The sequence below is a fragment of the Microcoleus sp. T2B6 genome (assembly GCF_036700475.1).
In the GTDB taxonomy this organism is placed as follows: domain Bacteria; phylum Cyanobacteriota; class Cyanobacteriia; order Cyanobacteriales; family Microcoleaceae; genus Microcoleus.
The window spans coordinates 50,324-77,058 of sequence record NZ_JAUBOZ010000007.1 but is presented as its reverse complement, the minus strand read 5'-3'; the positions used below and the strand labels follow the sequence as shown (position 1 = coordinate 77,058).

The window sequence follows — 26,735 nt, the reverse complement described above, 5'->3', positions numbered from 1 at the left end:
CCTTCTTAAGGGGGGTTAGGGGGGATCTCCGGGGAAAGAAAACACCCTAGAGCGATCGAGATAAATAATGCCCCATGCCCCATGCCCCATGCCCCCGGCCCTGTGGCCCATGCCTTATGCCCTACTTTTGATTCTTGATAATATCCTCTAATTTTTTACCTTGAGGAAGTTCGGTAAAAACGCGATCGCCCACTTTTGCACCCTCTAAAATCTGAATCTTGTTGCCAATAGTCGATCCAACCGTAACAGGCTTAAACTTCGGCTGTTGTTTCTCATCAGGAACCAGCACACCCGTTTGACCTTTATTAGTGACAATTGCCACCGTCGGCACAACTAAAGCATTGCTCAGCTTTTGACCAACAAATCTCAAATCTACATTCATCCCCGATTGCAGCGACTCTTTGCCCGTATCAATGGCAACTCGCACTTGAAATAGGGTCACATCCCGTTCCTTAACCGCTTCCGGTGCAATTAATTTAACGCGACCTTTAAACACTTTATCGGGATAAGCATCAGCCACTATTTCAACGACTTGACCCGGTTTAATTTGACTGATATCAGCCTCCGGGACTTTCGCCAAAACTTCCACATCTCTAGCTAGAGCGACAATCGATGTCGAAGTTGCCGAAGTTGCTTCCGAGGCAGAAGTTGCGGGAGTTACAAAAGCTCCTTGGATGGCGTATCTTTGGGTAATAATTCCAGCAAAAGGAGCGCGAACTTTCGTATCTTCTAACTGCACTTCTTGAAAGCGAACTTGAGCTTGAGCTTCGGCTAATTCAGCTTTAGCTTGAGCTATTTCTTCCGGGCGAGAACCGTTTTCTTGTGCGGCAAATTGGCTTTTTGCTTCAGCAACTGCTGCTTCTGCTTTGGCGATTTCTTCGGGACGGTTGCCGTTTTCTAGTTGTGCTAATTTGCTTTTAGCTTCGGCAACTTCTGCTTCGCCTTTGGCAATTTCTTCCGATCGCGTGCCGTTTTGCAATTGGTTCAATGCTTGCTGCTCGACTTGCACAGCAGCTTGCAGTTGCTTAATTTGGGACTCCCGACTTTCTTGTAGTTGTTGCAGGCGTCTTTGAGATTCTATTAATTTAGCTTGGGCAGTGCGATTTTCTTTAATTAATTCATCAAGTTTATCTTTAGCAAGAGCGCCTTCTTCCACTAGCGGTCGGTTGCGTTCCACCCGTTGAGCAGTTAGTTCCGCTTGGGCTTTACTCGAGTCAATTTGCGTTTGTGCTTGGGCAATTTCTTGTTTGACACTGCCGGTTTGAGCATCTGCTAAACGAGCTTGAGCTTGGGCTAAACGAGCTCGCGCTTGGCTGACTTCTTCAACGCGGCTGCCGGCTCGCAGTCGCTGCAAGCCTGCTTGAGTCTGCTGCAAGCGGGCTCTGGCTCCTGCAACTTCTTCAACGCGGCTACCGGCTTGGGCTTGCGCGAGACTGGCTTCGGCTTGCTCTAAGCGCGCTCGGGCGCTGGCGATGTCTTCCGATCGATTCCCGGCTTCGATTTTGGCGAGTTTTGCTCGCACGCTAGCTTCGCGGGCTTTAGCTTGAGCGAGTTGAGCTTCTACATCGCGGCTTTCCATGCGGGCCACGATTTGTCCTGCTTCGACTTTATCGCCTTGTTCGACAAATAATTCTGCTATGCGCCCGGAACCTTTCGGGCTGAGATTCACGCGCTGTACGGGCTGCACCGTGCCACTGGACGTGATCCGCACCGTGAGGTTTTGCGCTTCCACCGACACTGTCATAGTGGCGATCGCATCTACTTTCGGCTGCGATCGACTTTTTGCTATATATATTGTGGTCGGTACAGCTAGCAACCCGGCTGCAACCAACCCAATCGCCCACCGCTGCGGTTTGCGCGCGGGTTTCTTCGGAGACTGCTTTTGGGCGGTTTTTTTATCTGCAATTTTGGTCTCTGCGGCCTTGGTGTCTACAATCTGAGTATCTTCCACCTTGACCTGAGCAGTTTCCTTTTTAGGGCTAACGATCATACCGACTCACCTAATTTAATCTCAGGATTACCTTTAAAGGTAAAATTTTTGCTGATGCTTGGCATCGTCTTTCAGACTCATCCGATCGGGTGATTTATAAAAAGTTCCCCAACCCGCACCTGTAAACAATTATAGCTAATCTTTGCAATTTATTAAAAAATGTTAAGTTTTTTCAGCCAAAAGAGGTGGATCTAAACAAAATCGCTCCCGGCTGCTGGCAAATAAAAATATATTTTAATAAATAATATCATTTTTGGGATATCGGGGCGTGATCCTCAGCAGCAACAAAGGCCGATCGGGCAGCGGGCGATCGACTAAACTCGGTCATTGCGGACTCGCGAGCCCATAGCTGCGGGATCTGCCAGTGCGAATCTCGCAACGAGACAGTATGGACACACTTATTCTCATAAACCCGGTTTCACGGGTAGCGGTGCGTAAACCCTGAATCCATATCAGCCCTGTGCCCACAACAGGGTAAAATGTTTTCCAAATCCCCTTAAAAATGGAAAATAAACAAAAATGAATCGTCCTCAAAGCGTTACAGTTTTGGCAATCTTGCAGCTAATTAGCGGCATTTTCAGTCTGCTTGACGGCTTGTTCATCTTACTTTTTGCAGGCATTTTTGGCGGTCTCGGTGCGGCTGTCGCCGGCGCAAAAGTTGGCACTGTAATTGGCGGCTTCATTGCAATTTTTGCTGGAATTAGTTTTATTTTAGGCCTCCTCTCTTTACTCTTAACTTGGGGTTTGTTTCAACTCAAAAATTGGGCTTGGACGGGAACGTTAATTGTCCATATCATCGCCACCCTCGCGCAAATTGTCAAAATGTTTGGCAGCGGCGGTACAGCAGTCAATTTTTTAACTCTGGGTTTTGCAGTGGCTAGCATTTACTACCTGCAGCGGCCGGATGTCAAACAAGCATTTCGTGTCTAATTTCCTTTTCATTAACGGTACTGAATTCTCGGATCGAAAAAAGCATAGGAAATATCAACCGCCAGATTAATCAGTACAAAAGTTACAGCCACAAAAATAACTCCTCCTTGGACAATGGGGTAATCCCGCGTCAGAATACCGCTATAAATCCAAGAACCAATTCCCGGCCACGAGAAAATCGTTTCAGTCAGAATAGCGCCCCCTAAAAGAGTGCCGAACTGCAAACCAATAGTTGTGACGATCGGCAAAAACGCATTTTTCAAAGCGTGTTTCAAAATCACCCAATATTCCGGCAATCCCTTAGCCCTTGCAGTGCGGATGTAATCTTGAGAAAGGACTTCCAGCATCGCCGAACGAGTGATGCGAGCTATAATAGCCAGAGGAATAGTTCCTAAAGTCAAAGCTGGCAGGATTAAATGGGCGATCGCATCCCGCAAAGCGGCAAAATCCCATCTCAGCAAAGCATCCAAAACATAAATACCCGTAATCGACTTAAAACCAAACCCCAAATCTACACTAATTCGCCCGCTAGGAGGCAGCCATTTCAGATAAACAGCAAACAAATAAATCAACATCAATCCCAACCAATAAACCGGCAAAGATACGCCAATTAACGAACCACTCATCGCGAGATTGTCCAGCCAGCTATTTTTCCGAACAGCAGCCAAAATACCGGCCGGAATTCCGATAACAAGTGCCACCAACATCGCCACCACAGACAGTTCAAAAGTAGCAGGCCAGCGACTTGTAATTTCATCAATTATCGGAATACCGCTAATAATACTATTTCCCAAATCCAAGCGCAGCAAACTCCATAAAAACGCCAAATATTGCAAAGGTAAAGGCTGATTTAAACCTAATCTCGCTCTCAAAATTTCCACCTGTTCGGGAGTTCCCCGTTCTCCCAAAAGCACTGTAGCTGGGTCTCCTGGTATCAAATGCAAAAATATAAATACTAGCAGAGTGATTCCGAAAAGGACGGGCAATAGTCCCAGCAAACGTTTTACAATATAATTAATCATGTTTTTAATATAGATTCTAGCGTCTCGGATTTTGCGGCTTTTTCACATATTATTATATGATTGGTAGGGGTTTTTTTATGAGCAATATTTGGCATGACTAAAAATATAGATAAACCCGCCCTTTTTTAGGGAACCACGAAGTGAAGAGGGCGGGTTTTTGAGATTGTCGGTATTAGGGCTATATTGTTGGTAAAACCCGCCCCTACACAATTAGATACAAGGAAAACCCGCCGCTTTCAAGACTTACTAACATCCTCAAAAGACTCAGACCCCAAAGGACTCGGAATCCAACCTTGAATATTCTTGCGTTTCCCTAAAAGCGGCTGCGAATGTACGATCGGCAAACGCACAGCTTCCCCATGCAAAATCTCGCTAACTTCCGCATAAATTTTCGCCCTAGCTGCTTTATCGCCACTCGCCCTCCCCTGATCCAAAAGTTCCAGAACTTTCGGATTTTTCCAATTTCCCAAATCCCCCGTGGAACCAGGCCCGAAGTGAGGATAATAAAAATTGTCTGGATCGCCATAATCTCCAGTCCAACCCATCATAAAAGATTGAAATCCGGGAGGTTTTAGCCGATCGGCTAAATAAGCAGACCAATCCTTTGTCAGCAATTTTACCCGAATCCCGATCGCGCTCAAATCCGCCGCAAATGCCTCAGCGATCGGCTTCGGCGTGGGAAAATAGGGACGGCCCACGGGCATATACCACAAATCCAAATCAAAACCGTTCGGATAACCGGCTTTCGCGAGCATTGCTTTAGCTTGCTGCGGGTTAAATTCATAATCTTTAACTCGATCGGACGCCGCCCAATTCAGCGCAGGCGGGATAAATTGCGAATCATGTTTTCCGAGTTCTCCCCAGAAAGCTTGGACTATGGCTGGCTTGTTAATGGTTTGGGCGATCGCCCGCCTGACTTCCGGTTTTGACAAAGGTTCGTAAGTCGGATTTAGCCCTAAATAACCGACATTAAAAGAAGGTCGCACAACAGCTTCTAAATTAGGATCTCCCTGAACTTCTTTCAGTTGATCCGGCGTTAAATCCACAGTAAAATCAAGTTGTCCTGCTCGCAACTGAGCCAGTCTCGCTGCCGGATCGTCAACAAAACGAATTACCAATTGATTGACTTTTGGCGTGCCAGTTTTCCAATAATTCGGATTTTTCTCCAAAACAATGCGATCGCCCGATCGCCATTCCTGAAACACAAAAGGCCCCGTCCCCACCGCCAGCGACCCCGGAGTGCCGTATTTAGCACCCGCTTTTTTCACCGCCGCCGGACTCGCCATCCCGAAATAACCAGACCCAATCGCCGACGGAAAAGCAGCAAAAGGTCGATTCAAAACAAATTTAATTGTAAACTTATCAACAACCGCCACATCTTTTACTAAAGAATCTTTTTCTCCCTTAAACCCGCCAAATAAATTTTTCCAAATCGGATAAGTCTTGCCCGCTTCTCGAAAACCGTTAGGATTTTTCGCATCCCACCAGCGCTCCACATTAAACTTAACAGCTTCCGCATCAAAATCCGTACCGTCGTGAAACTTTACCCCAGAACGCAACTTAAAAGTCCAAGTTTTACCATCTTTAGAACTTGACCATTCAGTAGCGAGACTCGGCTCAAGTTCCACAGTTCCCGGTTTAAAATCAGTCAAGCGATTGTAAATTTGGTCGATAACAATCACCGAATTGCCATCAGTAATATTTCCCGGTTCCAGATTTATCGGCGGCCCACCCGCACCGTAAACTAAAGCCCCAGCCGGAACCGCCGCCGGAGTTGGCGGAGTTGGAGAATTATTGCTAACCGTGTTTGAAGGAGTGCCGCAATTTGATAAAATTACAGCCATCCCAAAAACTATACTTAATAAAACTAAACGCCAGGGTTTTAACAATCTCATTTCAATAGCTCCCGTTTAATAGTAAATTGTACTCATGTAATAATAAAATGGTAATTCTCCCCGGCTCTTCCCTCTGCGAACTCTGCGCTCTCTGCGGTTAATTTAATAAATTCTATCAGGACTTACGCAACTGTCACAAGCGCTAGCGGCTAAGCACACCATCCGCCCAAAAACAAGACCCTAAACATAGTTAGGGATAGAACAGGCCAACTCCAGTTCTATCCTAACTATTTCTGAACCTATCAAGCAGCTTTTTCTCCAAAAAACTTTAGCCGTTTCAACCACTTCTGCCAGTATTCCAGCAATAGTTCGCGTTCCAACACAAATATTTCCGCATCTTCATCGGGAAGAGCCACAACAATCAAAGCATTAACAATTTTAGAACCAAACAGAGTCTCACCATAGCATCGATTAATTGCCCCACCATAAGCAACTAACTGTAAAGGCTTGTCGTAGAGTTTTTCTACTCGCAGTTTAGGTTCTTCAGCAGTCGTCCACTCAATAGTGCATGGAACACCTTGATAACGGGCAACTAAATCAACTTTCCCGGCGTATCCTTCCACATAATTTGGCACAACTGTCTCCACCAACTGGATCTCGCTAAGTTTCTCCAGTACAGGCTGAACGCTATAACAATAGGGCTGAATTAGGCTGGAAGCGGGAGATAACCCTTGCAAATAATCCTTAACCCACTGATGCAATAGTTCTCCCCGGCGACGGCTGCTTACAGCAATGCGATTTGCTTCTGTGTTTCCTACTTTCTTGCGCCAATTACAAAGAGCAGCTACAGACTCAAGCGGCTGTGTAGCCTTAAGTATCGTGGTAACTGCTGGTAGCAGAATGCCATTTTTGCCTTTGTAGTCAAACCGTCCATTAGCCCTGGTTCTTTTCATGATAAGAATCTCCCAAAAATTACTAAATTCAATTTCGCAATTTAGCTTTGGAGATATCTCTCACGTTGAGGCTGACTTAGACTGACTTAGGCTGACATATCTAGAATCTTCAGTTTCAGCCTGCTATTGAATAGCATTTTGGCTCCACAATAAGTAATATAAGAGCAGCCCTAACTGTGATTTAAGGCTAGATAGAAGATACTGAATTCGTTGTCAGGTAATAGAGAGGCTAGTCCATGTCAATGCCGCGTGACTTTTTAATTGAGATGGCTCGTAAGTATGCGCTTTCGCCAGAGCAAGAGGATGCTTTTGTAATCTGGTTTAGCAGTAACAAGACAGAGTTGGAGATAGCAACAGAACTCCATATCAGCAACAGTGCGCTTACCACTCGCATGAGCCACGTTTACAAAAAGTTCAGTATCAACGGTAAAGGCCCTGGTAAATATGGTCGCTTGCTCAATTTTCTGACTGCTGAATATCGTAAATGCAAGGCTTCGGACTCTCCAACTTCTAATCTGTCAGAGGATGAGTTAAATGACTTGGTGCAAGAGGTGCGCCAGAATTGCCACGAGATGATTCAAGACCAGTGCGGTACAATGCGATCGCTCACGATGTCGCAACGCATTGACGTAAGTGACCTCTACACCAACGTCAACATTCTGGAAAAAATTACCAGTTATCGGCGGCGCGAAATAGATGAACTGTTGCAAGACTGTAACCCGGAAAACTTCGATCGCTTTGGACTTGGCCAAGTAACTGAGACAATACCAGGACTAGAAGCAGTTGAGAAATACTCAAAATTAATGGTGCTGGGTAAGCCAGGGTCAGGAAAAACCACATTTTTGAAGCATTTAGCCATCCAGTGCGATCGAGGTAAATTTCAAGCTCATCGCGTTCCTATTTTTATCACACTCAAGCAGTTTGCAGAAACAGAAGGAAAACCGAGCTTACTGGAATACATCACCCAGATGTTTTCTGATTGTGATGTTTCTGCTGACCAAATAGCTATCCTTTTGAAGCACGGTAAGACACTGGTTTTACTCGATGGTTTAGATGAAGTAAAAGATGAGGATAGCAACCGTGTTATCAAGCAAGTTCGCGATTTTTCTGACAAGTTTCGCACGAATCACTTTGTAATGACTTGTCGGATTGCAGCAAAAGATTATACTTTTGATAAGTTTACAGAGGTTGAAGTCGCAGATTTTGATGACAAACAGATAGCCACCTTTGCCCGAAAATGGTTTCAAGCTAAGGAACCAGCGAAACCAAAGGAATTTATTCAACAGCTTAGGGAAAACAACCGGATTCGAGAACTAGCAACCAATCCCTTACTGCTGACGCTGTTATGTTTGGTGTTTGAAGAATCAGCCAAATTTCCCGGCTTACGTTCCGAACTTTATGAAGAAGGAGTAGATATTCTGCTGAGAAGATGGGATGAAACGCGAAAGATTGAGCGAGAGCAGGTTTATAAAAATCTCTCATTGCAGCACAAGAAAGATTTACTCAGTCAAATTGCTCTAACGACATTTCAGCAGGGAGACTATTTCTTTAAACAGAAACAACTAGAGCAGTATATTTCTGATTACATCCGCAATCTGCCCGATGCTCAAAACGACCCGGAGGCGTTGCAGGTAGATAGTGAAGCGGTGCTAAAATCAATTGAGGCGCAACATGGGTTATTGGTGGAACGGGCGCATAAAATCTATTCTTATTCTCACTTGACTTTTCAAGAGTATTTTATAGCCAGAAAAATTGCGATCAGTTGTAATTCATACATACCAAAGCAACAGGCTTGGCCAATTCTGATTAATAACATTACTGATAAACCCTGGCGGGAAGTGTTTTTTTTAGTGGTTGAAATGTTAGCAAGTGCAGACTGTCTGTTGTTTTTTATGAAGCAGGCAATTGATGTACTTTTAGTGCATGATGAAAAGTTACAACAATTTTTGTATTGGATAAATCAAAAATCTTGCTTAATTCAACTTCCGTTTAAAAGAGCAGCAATCCGAGCCTTCTACTTCGATCTAGCTCTGGCTCCGGCTTCCACTCATTCGCCCGATCTTGATTGCTCTCTAAACCTTGCCTTTAAGGTTGATTCTAATTTAATATTTTTTCCCGAAGATTTTTACAACTATCATGTTGATTTCCATCTCGATTTCTGTCTGTATGCCACTCTCGCTCATGCCATTAACGACTGTATCGATACTGACTTTGTTACCCCTTACTGTGAGTTTGATTTGAATCTGTGGCAATTATTGCAAAAACTTCAAGCGGAAATACCTGATTGGAAAGATAGTATTTTATTTGATAAGTGGCAAGCAGAAAATGGTCAGTTTGGGACTGAAAAATTCAGAAGTTTGATTATAAAGTATCGCAATATTGGTCATAACTGGCAGTTTAACGACTCACAAAAACAACTCTTACAGCAGTATTACGATGCAAATAAGCTGCTGATAGACTGTCTAAATAGCGGTTGTAATGTATCTCCGGAAGTGCGCGAAGAGATTGAAGAAACATTGTTATTGCCAAAATATGAAGTTAAAAAGTGGAAGTAAAAGCACCGACTCTCGTCCGTCTGTTGAGAATATCTTCCAGATCGGTCGCTTAAGTCAACCAAGACAAGCGAATGCAACTAATCTGCTTGAAGGCGATCGCAATTAAAACCAAACAGAATCTAAATATATTCTTCACTTGTCCCCTATTGACAGATCATAAAAAATTGTCCGCTCTCAAGAAAGCCCCGTGAATGACGTACCAAAAGCCCAAGCAATGGCTGATGCAGGAGTGGAAGCACTGTTAGATAGCAGTGGCGGTTTATTGAAGCTAGAAAATATGGAACACGCCGATGATATCATGTTGGAATTGGCGGGAATTTGCGATCGCGATCGAGTCACACTCGGCGGCGTCGTCGATACCCGCAATTCCAAAAAACCCCTGAGCACCAACGTCCAAATTACCGATCGCACATTCATTCGAGGGCAAAATTTCAACCCACACCTTTACATTAGGCGAGGCAACCAGCCTGAAAGCCAACGTTTGCGGCCCAGCTAAAGGGGTCATTCGATTTGCGATTTGAGATTTGAGATTTACTCCATGAATCTGGGAGCTTCAACTTTCGTCTAAAATTTTTATCTCTCCACGACATCGGGGGCTTGTATCCGTTTTTGCCCGGATCACAAACGCCAAAGCGATCGATTAATTCGATTGTTTGAAATGCGATCTACCTGTGGACCATAAACCTTCCTTTCCCCACCCAAAATATCTTTGAATATCTGCATATAACAACCCGATTTAGGATTGGCAAACATCAATATTTATCTCTTTTCTCTTTCTCTGCGCCCTCTGCGCCCTCTGCGGTTCGTTGAAAAAAATCTACTTTACATCAAGCAATAGGAGGGCTATAGGCGATCGCACCCACCCCTACAAATCAAAACTCTCTTCACCAATACTTCCGAGTTCCCCCCTACCGAGAAACTCTTCCTCCTCTACTTCCTCAATCCCAGAGTCCAAACTTTCCACCACAAACGGCAAACCAGCCGCCATCAAACCCCGTTGAATCAGTTCCGGCGTTTCCTCAAACAAAACAAATAGCGGATGAACCGCCTCAGCTTCATCGCTGTAAATATGTCTGTAGCGGTGCGGCATCACCCATTCGTAACCTTTATCCAGCCAAACCTGAGACTGCCGCCAGCGGCCTAGCAACTCAGAAAACTCTTCGCCCGGACGATGAATGAAAATCAAAATTTCCACTCCTATTTTAACTTTCCATTCAGGATCGCACATCAAAATCGCCAAATCGCACGGCAAACAAACTGCCTGTCCGGGCGATATGCTAGTGCCCCCCCTTCCCGCATAAGAAACCCCGTCCCGCAACCGCGCAATTGGCAAAGGAATTGTGATTAAACTCTCAAGGGCGCGGCGGATACTGGGAATCATTTCCATGTAAACCCGATATTTTTTCAGCAGGGCGATCGCGGCGGAAGATTCGCTGTACTCTGCTAGTAAAGTCTCGTAATGTGATTGTTTAACAGACATTTTCAAACCAAAGAATAAGTAATTACTAATTTGCTAATTGCTAATCGATCACTTCTCGTTACTAGGAAGACCCCATTGGTGACAACTTAAGCTTAAGTTCCCCCCTTCGGAGAACTTGAGCTTGCCTCCAGGCCTTGCTGTGTAACGCGAAGAGCGATTGAAGCATTGATGGCTATGGGCTACCAATGTCGGGAGAATGCTTACAGCCTTTTTATTTACAAGGTTTGAGCCATGTGCAGCCTCAAGATTAAGCCCGATACGATGCCTCTTTCTCATTTTATGCCGCTCGCCTGAACTTCGTCTGAGCGAAAAAGGTAATCAGGTCTGTAAGGTTTGACTCTGGGAGCAACAGGGGAAAACGACGTATTATAAATCCAGATCATATTCGCCATCGGAATGTATCAGTTCGCCTCAACTGAAGTGATCGCAGCCAGATTGCAAGAATTGCTCTCTCCCCTAGTCTATTCAAGAATCGAGCGTCTCTTCAGACCTGAGTGTGTCAATACCCCAAGCTCAAGAGCGCGATGCGGCAACCTTATAACTCATAAGATTGATCATAAGTCAACATAAAACCTAAATCTTTACAAAAATCGACTAATTTTAAAGACTTACTAAAGCACTGAGGGGTTGTACCGCTTGTGAAAACCTAGGCAAACCTAGGTAAACTCTGCGGTATAAGCTTTAAACGTTCTTTCTTAGCGCTTGCGCTTCCTCGGTATCGAGGTTGACCAAGAAACTCCAGTTAGAAACGGTATAATAATTACAACGACGTAATATTACACCGGAACGTTTGATTTTTTTATTCAGTTGGTTCCACTCGCTCCAAACGTGCTTTTCCGGGTTCACCTCGGAATAGGCGGTTAAGGAGCGAGGTATTCTTTCACTTAATTTCATGGCTCTGCGAGCAATGACCAGAGAGGCAGATTCGTCGCTAGCTAGACCATACATTTTTAGATATTTTACCAAACCGATAATACTTGAATAAGCCGGATTGACTACAATTAGCTCAATTCCGCGATTCGATAAAATAGAATTGAGTTGTTTGTAGAACTCGCTGTATGCCCAGCCTGACAGCATCCGGGCATACTTTTTACCCTTCTCTCCTAAAGATTCTTTTTTTGCTGAGAAATCAAGTTCTTCGCAAACTACAGGACATTCAAATTCCACAGCCTTTGCTGCTAATTGCAGGCAAGCATTAACGATCTGAGCCTGTTGCTTGCCATTCGGTAAGCCCATCTGCAATGGAATCTGCCCTTTGGCTTGGAGATTCCCTTCAGTATCAACATACGCCCACCCAATAGAACCAGGATTCATATCGATACCAATGCAACCGTACATCCTATTTCTAGAAACTTGATTCACCGGCTTGGGAGTAAATTGCAAGGCAATAACCCACTTTCCGTTTTTACGGTAGAAATGCCAGGTCTTAGCACCGCATTCTGGTAGTCTATTTATGTTGCGACTGAAATCACCCACCTCGGAAGATACGGCTTTCCCGAATCGTGACTCTAAGCATTTGGGGACTCTAAAAGTTATTGTGTTCCCATTCCACTGGGAAACTTGATTACCGAAAGACTCGTCCTTGGAACCGACAACGAAAATATCACTGTGAGGGACGAAGACTTTGATTGGCTTGAGTCTTAAGTGTTCGAGCCTATTCGTTAACCGGGTCAGTCTCCGCTTTTTATGGTGTATTTGAAAGCGTAAGCTCTGCCAATTGGTAGATTTGTATTGGAGCGAGCAAGCTATGGGGAAATTACAACCTGTCTTGGAATTCTGCCATTTTTTCTTGGCATAAAATTTACGAGCTAATGCCAACTTACGCTCGGCTTTCTTGAGCCACGCACTAATGGATTTAATCTTTCCTTCAAGAGTCTTTACGTGTAAAATTCTGTGCTCTTTAGCGCCGTCTACACGACCTTTGGCAGCACTAATTACGCCATTTGCATGGCGCTTATTGATGCCGTAGGTGTGCTGTAAGTGTGTGTTCCAATCGGATTTCTTGAAGTCTGTATTTAAAAGTAAGTGGCTGACTGTTTCAATACTTGCAGCCCTGAAAATTGGGGCGTAAGCTTCCAAGAACATCTCGAAATCTGTAAATCCAAGTTCGTTGAGTTCATCTGCTGGCGTGGGTAAGCCTTTACAGTAAGTTAAGGTAGCCATTGATTCGACCTCTCAATGTGGTTGCATCCTAGTAGATTAATCGCTTCGCGCAGGATTTGCAAGTTTTTCAATGAGTTTCTTTTATTTCCGAAACGTCGCTGGCGAGGTCTTTTTCAAAGGTTACGCATTCTCTTTCGAGAGACATCACCAACGCTAATTAGTCTGTTCGTCAATTTACCGATAATTTAGTAACTAAAACCTAGGTAAATCTAGGTAAAATGTCAACGGCTGTGAACCGCTCCTAAAAACCTACAGAAATCTCTAAATCAAACTTAGCGGTCTATGTTTTGCCTAGAGCAAGTGCTATATGCTTCCTGATTGCTCAGGTTGGCCTACTCTTCCCAGTTAGAGACTGCCTAATTAGCAGAGGACTTGAAATATTTGGTTTTTTTGACGATCCGTTTGAGCAAGAGTGTTTTTCTGTGGTTTTCACACCCAGTAAGCTTTATTCTTCCCGCACTAATCAAGCGTTTCCCCAGTTTATCACAATTCTTGTTGGTTTCCGTCTAATTCTTAGAAAAACCTAGACAAACCTACGTATTTTGGCAACTGCTTAAAACCCCTAACTCTGCGAAATAACCCAAAGGCGGTAGCATAGTTTGGGAAACGGCATCAACTGAAGATGAACTTAGCGCCAGCAACAGTCCTGCAACAGGGCAAATACAAAATTAACGCGACTTTAGGGATAGGAGGGTTCGGCATCACTTACCGAGCTATCCACACCCATTTAAACCAAACCGTCGTACTCAAAACCCTCAACGAAAGTCTGCGCCAACACCCAGAATCTGCCCAATTTCAGCAGCAGTTTATTGCCGAAGCCCAACGCCTGTCGCGGTGTCAGCATTCCAACATTGTCAGAGTAATCGACTTTTTTGAAGAAGCCGGACAGTCTTTTATCGCAATGGACTACATTCCCGGCCAAACTCTTGCCCAAATAGTCGAAACCGATCGGCCGCTGCCAGAAGCCCAGGCCCTGCACTATATTCGGCAGATAGCCTCAGCCGTAAGTACAGTTCACCACAGCGGATTGCTGCACGGAGATATCAAGCCAGAAAATATTATCCGGCGAGCCGATTCTCACGTAGTAATGTTAATAGATTTCGGAATTGCGCGCGGCTTTACCGCCGGCACCAAACAAACCCACACTAACTTGCTCTCCCCTGGGTACGCGCCGATCGAACAATACCTCTATGACGGTAAATGTACACCGGCCACTGACATCTACGCGATCGCAGCCACCCTCTACTACTTACTCTCCGGCGTGGCGCCCGTAGCAGCACCCCTGCGCGATCGCATTCCCCTGACTGAGTTGCGGCAATTTCAGCCCAACCTCAGCCCGGGAATCGAGCGAGCCATCCTTCAGGGACTCGAAATCGACCCCCACAACCGCCCTCAGACAGTCGAAAATTGGCTCACCATGCTGCAAGAAACAGAGCGAGTATCAGTAAAAAGAAAAGGCAAGCAAAGTCTAAGATTGCCCGCACCTCCCCCGCCGCAGTTGACTTTTGTGGCGTTTGTCGTAACGGCTGCAATTGCAGGCTGGATGGGTTTTGACCTAGCATCGCACTACAACACCACCAGTCTCAGCAATCGGCCCAAAATTGAGTCCTTCCCCTCTCTCGAAGATTTGCTCAAATCCCGCGATTTGTCAGGGCCGATGTTCGGGCAGCCGTCTGTCGAAAGCAGCCCTCTGTACCCCATCGAACTCAACAAGCGTCCCAAACCCCCCAAAGACACCAGCAACATTCCCGAACAGATCGAGCCCTCCGAAACTAGCGCCGAACCTTCTGAGTCTCCAAACCAGGAAACTCCCGCGCCAGAGCCCGCAGCGGAACTGGAGCCATCCCCGACGCCGGAACCCGCAGAGGAGCCTTCTGAGTCCCCCATTCCAGAGCCTCAAGCCCAAATCGAGCCAGATCCCCAACCAGAAGTTGCACCAGTACCGGAAGTTGCGCCCCTGCCTGCTGAACCACCCGCCGCACCCGCCGCGCCTGCCCCTGAGAGTGCTAGCGCTGAAACCCTACCGCCGTCGGCATCCCCGTCGCCAGTAATAGCGTCGCCGATCGAGCGATCGCCTGAGCCTGCGATACCAAGCCGCAGTGGCAACAATTCAGATAGTTCGATCGCACCTGATTCACCACCCCCTGTGGCAGATCCCACGATGCCTTTTCCCGAACCTGCGACAAATTAGTATTGTTTTTGTTGGTTAAAAGTGCCGACAAATACTTGGTTTTATGAGTCAGCAAATATCCGCTCAGTAGTTGAGATAATAAAGCCAAACCTAGCCAACGACTATCTTCCAAAAACTTCGGTCTAATCTGGAAATCCCAACAGTCGCCGTCTGAGTTTAGGGAATATTTCCTATTCCCTCTGCAATCCAAATGCCCGCAAAAAAATGCAGGACTGTTTCCTATTTTGATTTAAATTATGTTAGAATATGTGCGCGGCGCTGAGGTGGTGTGAGGTCGCGTATTAATGCTGCCAAGCTGCCAACATTTTGGTACAAAGCAACCCCAACCTCGAATTTGAGCCAGTCTAAGCGACCCTTTTGGGCTACGCCGTGGCGCGTTAGACTGTTCTAAATCTCAAGAATCCCATCTCCGACACTCGGGGTGGGAGTGTCAATTCCCCCAAAATTCCTTCCTTTGGGAGCAAGCATCATCGGGGACAAGCAAGTTATAATTTGTTGCGGAAGCGCACAGAGACTTTTTATGAGTAAACCCCCAGTTCATGCTTTTTTTGTAGGCAGAGCACTTGCCGAAGCACTGTACGAGCAATTAGAAAGCGCAGCAACCAACGCTTTCTCTGAACTCGGCAAATTTGACGCAGAACAAAGAGAACGCCTGCGGCAGTTCACCGATCGAGTTGTGGAACGGGCAAATCGTGCTTCGGATGAGGCGATGCAGACCAGAACTGGCACTGCAAGCACCACAACTATTCAAGACATCCATCCCGCTGATTTGCAAGCGACTATTGACGATCTGCGCGCCGAAGTGGCTCTGGTGCGATCGGAATTACAGCGTTACCGCAGCAGTTTGCCCTAGCGATCGACTCGACCACAACTATTATTTACTACGTGAGCGCATTGCTTTGCGCTCCTGCGCTCCTACTTTCAATCAAAGCAACAACATAAAATAAGCAATTTGGGAACCCAAGTGTCTGCTCTCCTTGATGACTCTGTTAATCGCCAGCGCTCCCCCAAGCACACTGGCGAAGCCGATGAGCAAAAAACTGCTAGTAAATCCTACAAAAGTAAAGCTTATCGCTGGAATCGCGAAAAATACTCCCGGAAGCGGCGCTTCTTCGACATTTGGGCCTTTGTCTTGCTCTGGCTGGCTTCCCTCTGGCTCGACAGCAAAAATTGGAGCTACTGGGGAGGCGTGACTGAAGAAAAGAAAGTTGCCAGACGGCGCTTTCAAGCTATCTGGGTTCGAGAAACACTCTTGGATTTGGGGCCAACTTTCATTAAAGTTGGGCAGTTATTTTCTACCCGCGCCGATTTGTTCCCAGCAGAGTTTGTCGAGGAACTTTCTAAGCTGCAAGATAAAGTGCCTGCTTTCAGCTACGAGCAGTTAGAGGTAATTGTTGAGCAAGATTTGGGCAAGACTGTTCAAGAACTCTACCGCAGCTTTGACCCGGTGCCCCTGGCCGCTGCCAGTCTGGGTCAGGTACACAAAGCTCAACTGCATTCGGGCCCGGAAGTGGTGGTCAAGGTACAGCGACCGGGACTGCGGAAGCTGTTCGAGATCGATTTGCAAATTCTTAAGGGAATTGCCCGCTACTTTCAAAACCATCCTAAGTGGGGCCGCGGTCGAGATTGGATGGGGATTTATGAGGAATGCTGTCGCATTCTGTGGCTGGAAATTGACTATCTCCATGAAGGCCGCAATGCTGATACTTTTCGCCGCAATTTTAGCAACTGTGACTGGGTGCGGGTGCCGAGGGTTTACTGGCGGTACGCGGCTCCGCGAGTGCTGACTTTGGAATACCTGCCAGGGATAAAAATCAGCCACTACGAAGCTTTGGAAGCGGCCGGTATCGATCGTAAATTAATCGCTCAGTTGGGGGCAAAAGCTTATTTGCGCCAGTTGCTCAACGACGGCTTTTTCCACGCTGACCCACACCCCGGCAACATCGCTGTTAGTGCTGACGGTTGTCTGATTTTCTACGATTTTGGCATGATGGGGCAAATCCAGTCGAACGTCCGCGAAGGACTGATGGAGACGCTCTACGGCATTGCTTCCAAGGATGGACAGCGGATTATGGATTCTCTGATCAATTTGGGAGCTTTAGTGCCTACGGGTGATATGAGTCCGGTGCGCCGCAGCATCCAGTATATGCTGGATAACTTCATGGACAAGCCTTTTGAAAATCAGTCTGTGAGCGCGATTACCGATGACCTTTACGATATTGCTTACGACCAACCTTTTCGCTTCCCAGCTACTTTTACTTTTGTAATGCGAGCTTTTTCCACCATCGAAGGGGTGGGCCGAGGTTTAGATCCCGAGTTCAACTTTATGGAGGTGGCACAACCTTTTGCCATGCAGCTTATGACTAATGGAAATGGCCATGATACAAGTAGCAGCATTTTTAACGAAATCGGCCGTCAGGCGGCTCAGGTGAGTTCGAGTGCTTTGGGTTTGCCCCGCCGGATTGAGGAGACTATTGACAAACTCGAACAGGGAGATTTACGGATTCGCGTCCGTTCTGCCGAAACAGAGCGATTGATCCGCCGCATGACCAGCGTTCAAATGGGCACGAATTATGCTTTGCTGATGAGTGCTTTTACTTTGTCGGCGACAATTTTGTTTGTCAGCAATCAAGTCTGGCCGGCTGTCGCTGTTGCCGTGCTGGCTGCGGGTGCAGGGTTGGCTCTTATGCGTTTGTTCAAGCGGATCGATCGTTTAGACAGGATGTCATAATTGTCCAATTTGGGATTGGAAATTTCAGGTTTGAGATTTCTCGCCAGCCAAAATTTGACATCGAATGTTAAGTTTTGGCTGCAATACCACAGATTGCTAAAATTTACAACCCTTACGCGCTTTGAGGCTAAAAACCCGGTTGCTGCCTAAGTTTTTCGCCAGCCAAACCTCTGATTTTGGGTATAAATCCAGTTTTTTTTGCAGGTGCTGCTGAATTTACTGGATTTACCGAAATTTTAAGACGGGATTACCATCATATCGATCTACAATATGAGGTCAAGGAAGTGCAATTTTTCCAAAACTCGCGATCGCGGGCCGCAGAATTTCAAGTTTGTTCGGGATTTAAGTTTTGGAATAAAAAATCGCACCCCATTAAATCAAGCTTTCAAGTTCGATGAGTCCAATCACCCAATCTATGAAACGCTCTTTCGCAGGTAAGACAGACACAGGGCTAGTTCGTTCCGTAAATCAGGATTCGTACTACATAGACTCTGACGGGCGATTTTTCATAGTGGCCGACGGAATGGGAGGACACGCCGGAGGTCAAGAAGCCAGCCGGATTGCGACTCAGGCGATTCAATCTTATTTGCTCGAACATTGGGAAGGGCCAGAGGATTCTCCGCTGTTGTTGGAAAAGGCTTTTTTAATTGCCAATCAAGCAATTTTGACGGATCAGCTCGACCACCCGGAGCGTGCTGATATGGGAACTACGGCTGTGGTTCTAATGTTTAGGGATGAGGGCCGACCCTGGTGCGCTAATATCGGGGACTCTCGCTTGTACCGACTGCACGGCTCTCGCTTGGAACAGATTACTGAAGACCAGACTTGGGTGGCTCAGGCTGTGAAAAGAAAGGCTCTAACTCCTGACCAGGCTCGAACTCATCCTTGGCGTCACGTTTTGTCCCAGTGTTTGGGCCGCGATGATTTGCGGGAGATAGATATTTTGCCGGTGGACGTGCAGCCTGGGGATCGCTTGCTGCTCTGCAGCGATGGCTTGACTGAAGAACTTTCCGATCCTTTGATAGCTTCGCCTCTGAAGTCGATTCGCGCCTGCGAGGGCGCTGCAAATGCTTTAATTCAAGCAGCTAAGGATAAAGGTGGACGCGATAATATTACTGTGGTGATCGTGACGATCGACCTCAAATAATATTCGATCGCCCGATCGCACCCGACCATCTAAAATCGAAAAATCGAAAAAGTGAACAATCTAAAATCTAAAATCTAAAATCTAAAATCTAAAATTGAATGACCCGCGTTATCGGTTTGATCAGCGGCACGTCGGTGGATGGCATTGATGCTGCTTTGGTGGATGTCGTCGGTTCCCAAACAGACTTGAAAGTGCAATTGGTGGCCGGCAAGACTTTCTCTTATCCTGCTAATTTGCGATCGCAAATTCTCTCGGTTTGCAGTGGCTCAGCTTTGTCAATGGCTGAACTAGCGGAATTAGATGATGCCATCGCCCAAGAATTTGCCACGGTGGCCTTGACAATTCAAGCAGAATATGATAAAGCCGAATTAATCGGCTCTCACGGTCAAACCGTCTACCACCGACCTCCTGGGAAAGCCCAGAAAGACAGCGCCGGTGCGTTAATGGGCTACAGCTTGCAACTGGGGCGGGGCGCGCTAATTGCGGAATTGACAGGAATTACTACGGTGAGTAACTTTCGATCGGCAGACATTGCTGCCGGGGGTCAAGGAGCACCCTTAGTGCCAATAGTTGATGCCTGCCTGCTGGCGGACCCCAACCTCAGCCTCTGCATCCAAAATCTGGGGGGAATTGGCAATGTTACCTATCTTCCGGCTAGGGGAAAAAGGGGAAAAAATGACGAGTCTGAGATTTTCAGTCTTGGGGATGGCATATCCGGCTGGGATACAGGCCCGGCGAATTCCCTGTTAGATTTGGCAGTACAGCACTTCTCAGGCGGCACTAAGACGATCGACGAAGGTGGAGTTTGGGCGGCATCGGGCACTCCCTGTCAAACTTTAGTCGAGGATTGGCTCGCATCAGACTTCTTCCGCCAAGCACCGCCGAAATCAACGGGGCGAGAGCTATTTGGTGTAGACTATTTTGACAGGTGTTTGGTCGAGGCCGAAGGTTACAACCTCAGTCCTGCTGACGTGCTGGCTACTCTGACAGAACTGACTGTTGCCTCGATCGTTCACAGTTACCAAACTTTTTTACCGGCTATGCCCGATCGAGTTTTACTATGCGGGGGCGGCAGCCACAATCTCTACTTAAAACGCCGATTGCAATCTCAATTGCATCCAGTGCAAGTGTTGACTACTTCTGAGGCAGGCTTGAATGTAGATTTTAAAGAGGCGATCGCTTTCGCGGTTTTAGCCGCATGGCGGGTTCGGGGCATTCCCGGCAATCTGCCTCAAGTGACTGGTGCCCGGACATCGGTACTTTTAGGAGAAATTAACTCTTGTTGGCACAGTTGGGCGTGATAGCATAGAGTCTGAGGGACAACGGCTGTGCGTTGTTGCACCAGCATTGTAGCCAGCAGGAAAAGCATAGGAACAGCACTGTGGCTCACACGTTTTTAATGGAATCTGGCCAATGGACGCTCGAAGGAAGCTGGATTGAGCGCAATGGCGTGCCAATTACGGTTAAAGGCAAAACTTTAGTGAGCTGGAACCGAACAGATTGGTTCAGTATGGTGACCAAGCTCGTATTTCCTGGAGGCGATCGCGAAGAGATTATTTTGCAGTACCGAGGACACCTCAACAGCGATGAACGGCAGTATACTTTTGTACTCCAACACAGCGAACTCGCCCGCGTCGAGGGCGAAGGTTGGATTGCTCCCCAGTCGATCGTCCAGCGTTATTGGGTATTGGGAGACGAACGCCAGCGGCGGACGGGTTTTGATACCCTTCACCGGGTTGATGACAACCGCTACTACCAATCTAGCGGCATCATGTCTGGTCATTACTTGACGAGTACAATGGAAGCAACTCTCGAACGTCAGGGGGAATAACTCTTTCTAGAGTCCACATTTGCGAGTTCTAGGGTTTGATGTGAAAATTGAAGGTTTTGCTAGTCGGATGTCGCGCTCAGATGTCCGACTAGCGCCATTGCGGTCAAACCTTATCCGCTGCAACTAAAGACAAATATATTTAATAGTTAAAAATTTTAATGGGTTAAAAAATTAACACTTATTATTAAGAGTTATCCAATTTTCGAGTCGAGGCGCGATAAATTATCTTTGCGATCTCCGGTGGTGTCGATCGACAAACTGCTTACCTCGACTTCCACATTCAGTGAAATCCACAAAGGAATTGTCAAATTTTCCTCACGTCTGTACAGATGCCTTCTACCTTCTACCTTCTGCCTTCGAGTGACGCCCCATCACCCCCAACTCCTTTCCGCTTGAGGGAACAGAGTAAGAGACGGAGGTCGCCGACTGCGACTCTTGGTTATTCAACGCCTGGGTTAGGTTCTAAACCCCAGTGGTGTTTCAGAAAATGGCGGTACATGGTTTCTCGTAGCATCATTTGCTCGTAAAGCTTGACCAAAAACTCCTGAGCTTGTTCACGGCTCATGTCACTTACCTGTGTTTTGAAGGAACACAGGCTAAATTGCTGTTCCAAAGACAATTCTGCTGGTTGGCTCATGACTTTGACTCCTCTGTAAGTAAAGGTGACTTAAAAGTGAACACCTGGATTAACCAGATTTGTAAGTTGTTTCAGCGATCGACCATTGGTTTCGGGATGCCCGATTTCCCATCTGGCTTTAGTCTATATTACAAAAGGTAACAATGATTTGACAAAATTACCATATGTCCTAGGAAATAACTTACTTCTGGATAGAGATGCCGAGATGTCTGCAAAAGTTCCTTCCGCAGGCATATACAAGTGTATCTACTTGTCAAGAGAAAAAAGGCTCAGTACGAACCAAAAGAATTGAAGCCCTTTATACCAAATCCGGCGGAGATTCTCTCCGCGAGGGGGAGAGGGGGAGAGGGGGAGAGGGGGAGATGAGGAGAGTGGAAGATGGGGAGAGGGGCAGATGGGGAGATTGGGAAAATTTCTATTTCTCCCTTCTTCCTTCTCCCTTCTTCCGACGGACATCGGACTGACATCCGTTACATCCGTTACATCCGTTACACAATCCGTTGCCGAACCTTCTTCCTAACTAATTCGAGGGCCCGCCATCCTGCGGTGGAGTGGCGATTCCGGGTCTGAAATTGGGAGCAGCGGGTGCAGGCGAAACCGGAGGAATGCCCTGATTTGCCCCAAAGTTACTAGGCTGCTGTGGAGCCGGGAGAGGGGATTGAAACTGATTCGGATTGAACTGCTGCTGCCCAGAAGTGGGGAGAGGGGATTGAAACTGATTGGGGTTGAACTGTTGCTGCCCCGGAGGCACAGGAGACGGCAGGGGTTGACCGGAATTGCCGATCGCAGGTGCCGCAGGAATGCCAGAATTGGGAAGCGAGGTATTGGGCAATGGGGAGGGAGCCGAACTAGGAAGAGTTGCCAGGGCAACTCTATCGCCCCCTACCTCTCTCAATTTGTCTAAAACCTCGACAACTTTGGCATATCTAGCATTTTGAGGAGCGTACAGCACCATCAACCCCGTAGGATTCTGGCTTTGGAAACTCTTTAAAACTCGATCGAGCTGTTGGTAATTAACAGGCAATTGGTCGATATAAGTTTGCCCGAAATCGTCAATGCTGACAATCAGCATCTCTCGCATCTGTACTTGTCCCGTCTTCGCTTTAGGCAAATCCACATTAATGGCTTGCTGCCGAGTCAGTTGCAAAGCCGCCAGGAGAAAAAACGTCAGAATGCAAAAGATCACGTCAATTAAAGGCACCAGTTCAATCCGAGCCTCTTCCGCAGGAGTATCTAGATTAATCTTCATCAGTTCTCCTTGATTCTAATTATTAGAAGGGGAATCTTCAGCCGGATCGGAACCTTTCAATTTCGGCTCCCGATTCCGTTCTCCCGATTCTTGAGAATTGAGAGAACGCCTGTTCAAACCATCTGCACCAAAAGAAGAATTGCTGTATTCTGCACCGGGTGCTCGACCCTTAGCATTAGCTGCAGGCCAGTATTGCCTGTAAAGCAATTCCAGTTCATTTCCAGCTTTGCGAAATATTTTGGCCTGGTTGAACAAAAAAGCTTGAAATATCCTATAAAAGGCCAAGCTAAAAATTGCTACTATCATCCCAGTAGCAGTCGTGATCAGCGCCTCGCTAATCCCCAAAGTTACGCCAGTTGTTGCCGCCGTGCCGATGTCGCCCAGACGGATGGAACTGAGCGAGTTAATCAAGCCCAAAACTGTTCCTAGCAAGCCCAGCAAAGGGGCTAGAGCGATCGTAGCTTCTAAGATTTTGTCACCGCGACGCATCGAAGCCAACTCTTCATCGGCTGCAGCTTCAAGTGCGAGTCGAAATAAGTCTGGTTCGGGATTGTAGAGCCGCAGGGGTGCAGAAAGAAATCGCCCGATCGGCTGTCGGTTAGCTTGTCTGGCAATCTCGTTAGCAGCCCCCCAATCGCTGCGAGCCGCTTCAAGAATCCGGTTAACTATCTGCTTTTCTTTGCTCAGGAGGCTTGCCCAAAACCACAAGCGCTCGATAATTGTACTCAAAGATAAAATCGATAACAGCAACAGGGGCCACATGGCGGGGCCGCCTTTTTCAAACAGTTCTTGAATATTCACAATATTTTTGCTCCTGCAGTACCCGCTAACTTTTGCTTCTGTTCTACTTTTTTTAACAAATCTAAGGCCATTTAATTTTAGCTATTAATGTACTCAGGACTTACGCACTCGCGACTAAAGAAAGCCGATTTTGGGAAATGGGCATCGGGGTACAACGAAGTATTTTCGTCGAGCAAACCCGGTTTCCGGGTAAGTCTTGGTACTGTTTTCTAGTGCCGGCGCGCGATGGGCGGCGACTTCCTCACAACTCGTCTAAATCTTGACACATATCTTGCAGCGATTGGTGTTGAAGGCGGCGGGAAGAGCGGCGATATTTTTTAGTTTGCAGCTTCGGTTCGTAATGCTGCGTACCATCCGACTTGGTTTGCTGCTTCAAACTCGATTCGGCGCTACTAGAGTTTTGCTCTTGTTGCTGGCGGACGATCGCCTCTTCGAGAAACTGCAAGTAATACTCATAGCGCTCCCAACCGCCCCGCACCACACAGTTAGGCTCGTCTCGGTGCGAACAATCACTAAATTGGCAGCTACCCACAGCCAGCCTCTGGCGCGCTTCTGGGAAATATTGAGCTAACTCTGAGGGATCGCATTCGAGAGCCGGCTGATTAAAGCCCGGAGTATCGGCCAAAAGTCCGCCGCCGGGGAGTTCAAATAATTCTACATGGCGAGTCGTGTGGCGCCCGCGGCCGAGTTTGCCGGAAACAGCGTTCACTCGCAGATTCAGGGCCGGGATCAGTTGGTTGATTAAGCTGGACTTGCCAACCCCAGAAGGGCCACAAATTACCGTTATTTTCCCTTGCAGGTGGTCGAGCAGCAAGTTCGGCAACGGCATATGTACGGGATTTAACGGATGTAACGGCTTGACTAAATTTGGAATGTGGGGGTTATCCTCAGAACTCAGCAGAGATGGCTCTATTTTCTCCGCTAAGTCATTGAAATGCGGTTCCGAGGCAAAAATTTCATTTTGACCATTAGCGGGGGCTTCCTGAACTCCTACACCGCTGCGGACGCTAATAAACATGGGTTCGTAGCCCCAGCCTGAAAGCCGATCGCGCCACTGTTCCAACTCATCGGGCGTCACCAAATCGCATTTGTTGAGGCACAAACTCACCTCTAAACCTGTAGATTCTGCCTTGACTAAAAACCGAGTTAATGACGCGGGATCTAAGTCTGGTTCAGCAAGGGCAAAAACAAGGAGAATGCGATCGGCATTAGCTACAGGCGGGCGGTTGAGTTCTGTTTGGCGGGGGAAGACTTCAGAAATTGCTCCCCGGCGGTCAGTCCAGTCCGGTTCGTCTACCACCACGCGATCGCCCACCATCACCTGTTGACCAATTTTTTTCAGTCTAGTGCGACGAGTGCACAGGAGAGTCGGAGAATCTGCAAGGGGGGCCTTTTCCCCGTCAATGGAGACTTCGGGATCTAACCTCACTTGGTAGAAGTTAGCCTGAACAGCAATTACAGTACCCACGATCGAGGGTGAATTCAGGCTCATCCTGCTTCCTTGTCTTCTGGGCGCTGCACTTTCATTGAAAAATAGCCCGACTCCGGCTGATCCGCGACAAATTCCGTTTCGAGAATCTGGTAGCCTTCCATTTTGAGACTATCGGGCACTTGTTCGATCGGCTCCCCAGCATCCAGCCACACCTCCAAAACAGCACCCGGTGCCATTTGCTCCAAGCGCAGTTTAGTGCGGACAAAATTCAGAGGACACGGAGTACCACGCAGATCGATTTTGGCATCTGGGGATTTGGGATTTTCAATTTTCGATGTTGAATTCATAATGCTTTTTGCAATCTCAAATCCTGAAAGCCGTAGTTTTTTAAACAAGTTGCGTGGAAACTGGAGAATCTAAAATTTTGTGTCCAATTGGACACAGACTATTATTCTTTCTGAAAAAAGTGAGCGCAATTGCGCTCACTTTTTTGAGGGCTGCGGAAACGCAATGCCCAGGAAGCGTCCCACCTGGGATTTTTGTGAGCAATTGCACACAATTTTTTGACAGATACTAAAACAAATTGCCTGGGAATCCTCCAACAGGAAAATTTGACACCAATTGGTGTCAAAAATTGCTTATTTCTGAAACAAATTGCCCAGAAATCCTTCCAAGCCGCCTTTACCAGTACGATCGCCCTTCAGCTTAGCAAGCTGCATCAGCAAATCCCGTTCCTCAGCCGTCACCTTAGTCGGAATGTCAATAGACACCGTAATCAAATGATCGCCGCGACTGACTGGATTTCCTAACCGAGGCACCCCTTTTTTCTCAAGAGTCAGAACAGTATTCGCCTGAGTTCCGCTAGGAATCAACAACTCCGTCGGCCCGTCTACGGTTTCCACTTCCAACCGGCATCCCAAAATTGCTTGCAAATAACTAATCTTAACTTCCGAGCTAACGTTAGTGCCGTCGCGCTTAAATAGCGGGTCTTCATTCACCGCCAAGAACACGTAAAGATCTCCGGGCGGCCCGCCCAGTTTGCCGGCATCCCCTTCATTGGAAACCCGCAAGCGAGTACCGTTGTCAACCCCAGCCGGAATTGTGATTTTCAGCTTTTTCATCACTTCTTTCTGGCCGCGGCCGCCGCAAGTTTCGCACTTATCCTCAATCACTTGCCCGGTGCCGTTGCAAGTGGGGCAAACTGAAACTTGAGTAAAGCTGCCGAAAGGAGTGCGGGTAGCGCGTCGGACTTGACCGCTGCCGGTACAAGTCGAGCAGGTTTGGGGTCTGGTTCCCGGTTTGGCGCCAGTCCCCGTGCAAGTTTCGCAGGTTTCTAGATGCTTGATGCGGAGTTCTTTTTCCCCACCAAACACTGCTTCCCGAAAATCCAGCCGCAAATCGAGTCGCAAATCGTCTCCGCGCACCGGCCCGCTGCGCCTGCGACCTTGCTGTTGTTGACCGACACCTCCCTGAAAACCCTGAAAGAAGCTTTCAAAAATATCGGCAAAGCTGTCACCAAAGTCTTGGAAACCAGGTGCGCCTGCACCGCTGACGCCTGCTTCGCCGAAACGATCGAAACGGGCGCGGGTTTCTGGTTCTGAGAGTACCTCGTAGGCGCGGTTAATTTCTTTAAACCGCTCCTCGGCACCGGATTCTTTGTTGACATCTGGATGGTACTTGCGAGCTAGGCGGCGGTAAGCACGCTTAATTTCTTCTTTGTCTGCGCTGCGAGAAACGCCTAATATTTCATAGTAATCACCGGCCATAGAGCTGCTTGCCTGGAGGTAA

At 47.2% G+C, this 26,735-nt stretch carries 20 protein-coding genes and 1 pseudogene; 9 read left to right on the top strand and 12 right to left on the bottom strand.

What is annotated here, in order from left to right; genetic code table 11:
• Positions 1-121 precede the first annotated feature (121 nt).
• Positions 122-1,990 carry an efflux RND transporter periplasmic adaptor subunit gene (locus QUA00_RS05060; RefSeq protein WP_333408891.1) on the bottom strand — a complete coding sequence of 623 codons (1,869 nt, stop codon included), beginning with the start codon at positions 1,988-1,990 and terminating at the stop codon, positions 122-124.
• Positions 1,991-2,509: 519 nt separating this feature from the next.
• Between QUA00_RS05060 and QUA00_RS05055 the strand changes: the two genes are divergently transcribed.
• A complete protein-coding gene (locus QUA00_RS05055) occupies positions 2,510-2,920 on the top strand; it encodes a hypothetical protein (RefSeq protein ID WP_333408890.1) in 411 nt (136 codons plus the stop codon).
• Between the two features lie 11 nt (positions 2,921-2,931).
• Here the strand turns inward: QUA00_RS05055 and QUA00_RS05050 are convergent, their stop codons facing one another.
• From QUA00_RS05050 to QUA00_RS05040, 3 genes are all read right to left on the bottom strand, one after another.
• Positions 2,932-3,942, bottom strand: a complete 1,011-nt coding sequence (locus QUA00_RS05050; RefSeq protein WP_333408889.1) for an ABC transporter permease — start codon at positions 3,940-3,942, stop codon at positions 2,932-2,934.
• Positions 3,943-4,178: 236 nt separating this feature from the next.
• The gene (locus tag QUA00_RS05045; RefSeq protein ID WP_333408888.1) at positions 4,179-5,837 is read right to left on the bottom strand and encodes an ABC transporter substrate-binding protein; all 1,659 of its coding nucleotides are present in this window, start codon (positions 5,835-5,837) and stop codon (positions 4,179-4,181) included.
• 242 nt (positions 5,838-6,079) lie between these two features.
• On the bottom strand, positions 6,080-6,730 hold the full coding sequence (locus QUA00_RS05040; RefSeq protein WP_333408887.1) for a hypothetical protein: 651 nt from the start codon (positions 6,728-6,730) through the stop codon (positions 6,080-6,082).
• 236 nt (positions 6,731-6,966) lie between these two features.
• On the opposite strand from QUA00_RS05040, the gene QUA00_RS05035 reads away from it, so the two are divergent.
• Both QUA00_RS05035 and QUA00_RS05030 read left to right on the top strand, forming a co-directional pair.
• Complete coding sequence (locus QUA00_RS05035) at positions 6,967-9,285, top strand: NACHT domain-containing NTPase (RefSeq protein ID WP_333408886.1); 2,319 nt, start codon at positions 6,967-6,969, stop codon at positions 9,283-9,285.
• 202 nt (positions 9,286-9,487) lie between these two features.
• Positions 9,488-9,803: pseudogene (locus QUA00_RS05030) on the top strand (saccharopine dehydrogenase-like oxidoreductase); the annotation flags it as partial.
• Between the two features lie 347 nt (positions 9,804-10,150).
• On the opposite strand, the gene QUA00_RS05025 reads toward QUA00_RS05030, so the two are convergent.
• A complete protein-coding gene (locus tag QUA00_RS05025) occupies positions 10,151-10,765 on the bottom strand; it encodes a hypothetical protein (protein WP_333408885.1) in 615 nt (204 codons plus the stop codon).
• Positions 10,766-11,446: 681 nt separating this feature from the next.
• Positions 11,447-12,928 (bottom strand): IS200/IS605 family accessory protein TnpB-related protein, encoded by a 1,482-nt coding sequence (locus QUA00_RS05020; protein WP_333408884.1) that lies wholly within the window; start codon positions 12,926-12,928, stop codon positions 11,447-11,449.
• 622 nt (positions 12,929-13,550) lie between these two features.
• On the opposite strand from QUA00_RS05020, the gene QUA00_RS05015 reads away from it, so the two are divergent.
• The 6 genes from QUA00_RS05015 to QUA00_RS04990 all read left to right on the top strand — a co-directional run bounded on the left by QUA00_RS05015 (position 13,551) and on the right by QUA00_RS04990 (position 20,828).
• Complete coding sequence (locus QUA00_RS05015; protein WP_333408883.1) at positions 13,551-15,119, top strand: protein kinase domain-containing protein; 1,569 nt, start codon at positions 13,551-13,553, stop codon at positions 15,117-15,119.
• A gap of 520 nt (positions 15,120-15,639) precedes the next feature.
• Positions 15,640-15,972 carry a DUF6825 family protein gene (locus QUA00_RS05010; protein WP_333378435.1) on the top strand — a complete coding sequence of 111 codons (333 nt, stop codon included), beginning with the start codon at positions 15,640-15,642 and terminating at the stop codon, positions 15,970-15,972.
• Positions 15,973-16,083: 111 nt separating this feature from the next.
• Positions 16,084-17,850: an AarF/ABC1/UbiB kinase family protein gene (locus QUA00_RS05005; protein WP_333408882.1), complete on the top strand. Its 1,767-nt coding sequence runs from the start codon at positions 16,084-16,086 to the stop codon at positions 17,848-17,850.
• Between the two features lie 415 nt (positions 17,851-18,265).
• On the top strand, positions 18,266-18,997 hold the full coding sequence (locus QUA00_RS05000; protein ID WP_333064224.1) for a PP2C family serine/threonine-protein phosphatase: 732 nt from the start codon (positions 18,266-18,268) through the stop codon (positions 18,995-18,997).
• Positions 18,998-19,095: 98 nt separating this feature from the next.
• Positions 19,096-20,298 carry an anhydro-N-acetylmuramic acid kinase gene (locus QUA00_RS04995; RefSeq protein WP_333408881.1) on the top strand — a complete coding sequence of 401 codons (1,203 nt, stop codon included), beginning with the start codon at positions 19,096-19,098 and terminating at the stop codon, positions 20,296-20,298.
• Between the two features lie 80 nt (positions 20,299-20,378).
• Positions 20,379-20,828: a hypothetical protein gene (locus QUA00_RS04990; protein ID WP_242722026.1), complete on the top strand. Its 450-nt coding sequence runs from the start codon at positions 20,379-20,381 to the stop codon at positions 20,826-20,828.
• 439 nt (positions 20,829-21,267) lie between these two features.
• Here the strand turns inward: QUA00_RS04990 and QUA00_RS04985 are convergent, their stop codons facing one another.
• From QUA00_RS04985 to dnaJ, 6 genes are all read right to left on the bottom strand, one after another.
• A complete protein-coding gene (locus QUA00_RS04985; RefSeq protein ID WP_006635253.1) occupies positions 21,268-21,465 on the bottom strand; it encodes an NblA/ycf18 family protein in 198 nt (65 codons plus the stop codon).
• A gap of 520 nt (positions 21,466-21,985) precedes the next feature.
• Positions 21,986-22,714 (bottom strand): biopolymer transporter ExbD, encoded by a 729-nt coding sequence (locus QUA00_RS04980; RefSeq protein ID WP_333145346.1) that lies wholly within the window; start codon positions 22,712-22,714, stop codon positions 21,986-21,988.
• A 15-nt stretch (positions 22,715-22,729) separates the two neighbouring features.
• Positions 22,730-23,515, bottom strand: coding sequence for a MotA/TolQ/ExbB proton channel family protein (locus QUA00_RS04975; protein WP_333309549.1), 786 nt, complete (start codon positions 23,513-23,515; stop codon positions 22,730-22,732).
• Positions 23,516-23,756: 241 nt separating this feature from the next.
• A complete protein-coding gene (gene rsgA, locus QUA00_RS04970) occupies positions 23,757-25,007 on the bottom strand; it encodes a ribosome small subunit-dependent GTPase A (protein ID WP_333408880.1) in 1,251 nt (416 codons plus the stop codon).
• Positions 25,004-25,294: a sulfurtransferase TusA family protein gene (locus QUA00_RS04965; protein WP_333408878.1), complete on the bottom strand. Its 291-nt coding sequence runs from the start codon at positions 25,292-25,294 to the stop codon at positions 25,004-25,006. The genes rsgA and QUA00_RS04965 overlap by 4 nt, the downstream gene beginning before the upstream one ends.
• A gap of 291 nt (positions 25,295-25,585) precedes the next feature.
• Entirely contained in the window at positions 25,586-26,713 is a 1,128-nt protein-coding gene (gene dnaJ / locus QUA00_RS04960; protein WP_333315507.1) for a molecular chaperone DnaJ, read from the bottom strand.
• Positions 26,714-26,735 lie beyond the last annotated feature (22 nt).

Bases quoted from the DNA above. Each gene is read 5' to 3' on its own strand.
- QUA00_RS05060 (WP_333408891.1), bottom strand. From the start codon at position 1,990: ATGATCGTTAGCCCTAAAAAGGAAACTGCTCAGGTCAAGGTGGAAGAT.
- QUA00_RS05055 (WP_333408890.1), top strand. From the start codon at position 2,510: ATGAATCGTCCTCAAAGCGTTACAGTTTTGGCAATCTTGCAGCTAATT.
- QUA00_RS05050 (WP_333408889.1), bottom strand. From the start codon at position 3,942: ATGATTAATTATATTGTAAAACGTTTGCTGGGACTATTGCCCGTCCTT.
- QUA00_RS05045 (WP_333408888.1), bottom strand. From the start codon at position 5,837: ATGAGATTGTTAAAACCCTGGCGTTTAGTTTTATTAAGTATAGTTTTT.
- QUA00_RS05040 (WP_333408887.1), bottom strand. From the start codon at position 6,730: ATGAAAAGAACCAGGGCTAATGGACGGTTTGACTACAAAGGCAAAAAT.
- QUA00_RS05035 (WP_333408886.1), top strand. From the start codon at position 6,967: ATGTCAATGCCGCGTGACTTTTTAATTGAGATGGCTCGTAAGTATGCG.
- QUA00_RS05025 (WP_333408885.1), bottom strand. From the start codon at position 10,765: ATGTCTGTTAAACAATCACATTACGAGACTTTACTAGCAGAGTACAGC.
- QUA00_RS05020 (WP_333408884.1), bottom strand. From the start codon at position 12,928: ATGGCTACCTTAACTTACTGTAAAGGCTTACCCACGCCAGCAGATGAA.
- QUA00_RS05015 (WP_333408883.1), top strand. From the start codon at position 13,551: ATGAACTTAGCGCCAGCAACAGTCCTGCAACAGGGCAAATACAAAATT.
- QUA00_RS05010 (WP_333378435.1), top strand. From the start codon at position 15,640: ATGAGTAAACCCCCAGTTCATGCTTTTTTTGTAGGCAGAGCACTTGCC.
- QUA00_RS05000 (WP_333064224.1), top strand. From the start codon at position 18,266: ATGAAACGCTCTTTCGCAGGTAAGACAGACACAGGGCTAGTTCGTTCC.
- QUA00_RS04995 (WP_333408881.1), top strand. From the start codon at position 19,096: ATGACCCGCGTTATCGGTTTGATCAGCGGCACGTCGGTGGATGGCATT.
- QUA00_RS04985 (WP_006635253.1), bottom strand. From the start codon at position 21,465: ATGAGCCAACCAGCAGAATTGTCTTTGGAACAGCAATTTAGCCTGTGT.
- QUA00_RS04980 (WP_333145346.1), bottom strand. From the start codon at position 22,714: ATGAAGATTAATCTAGATACTCCTGCGGAAGAGGCTCGGATTGAACTG.
- rsgA (WP_333408880.1), bottom strand. From the start codon at position 25,007: ATGAGCCTGAATTCACCCTCGATCGTGGGTACTGTAATTGCTGTTCAG.
- QUA00_RS04965 (WP_333408878.1), bottom strand. From the start codon at position 25,294: ATGAATTCAACATCGAAAATTGAAAATCCCAAATCCCCAGATGCCAAA.
- dnaJ (WP_333315507.1), bottom strand. From the start codon at position 26,713: ATGGCCGGTGATTACTATGAAATATTAGGCGTTTCTCGCAGCGCAGAC.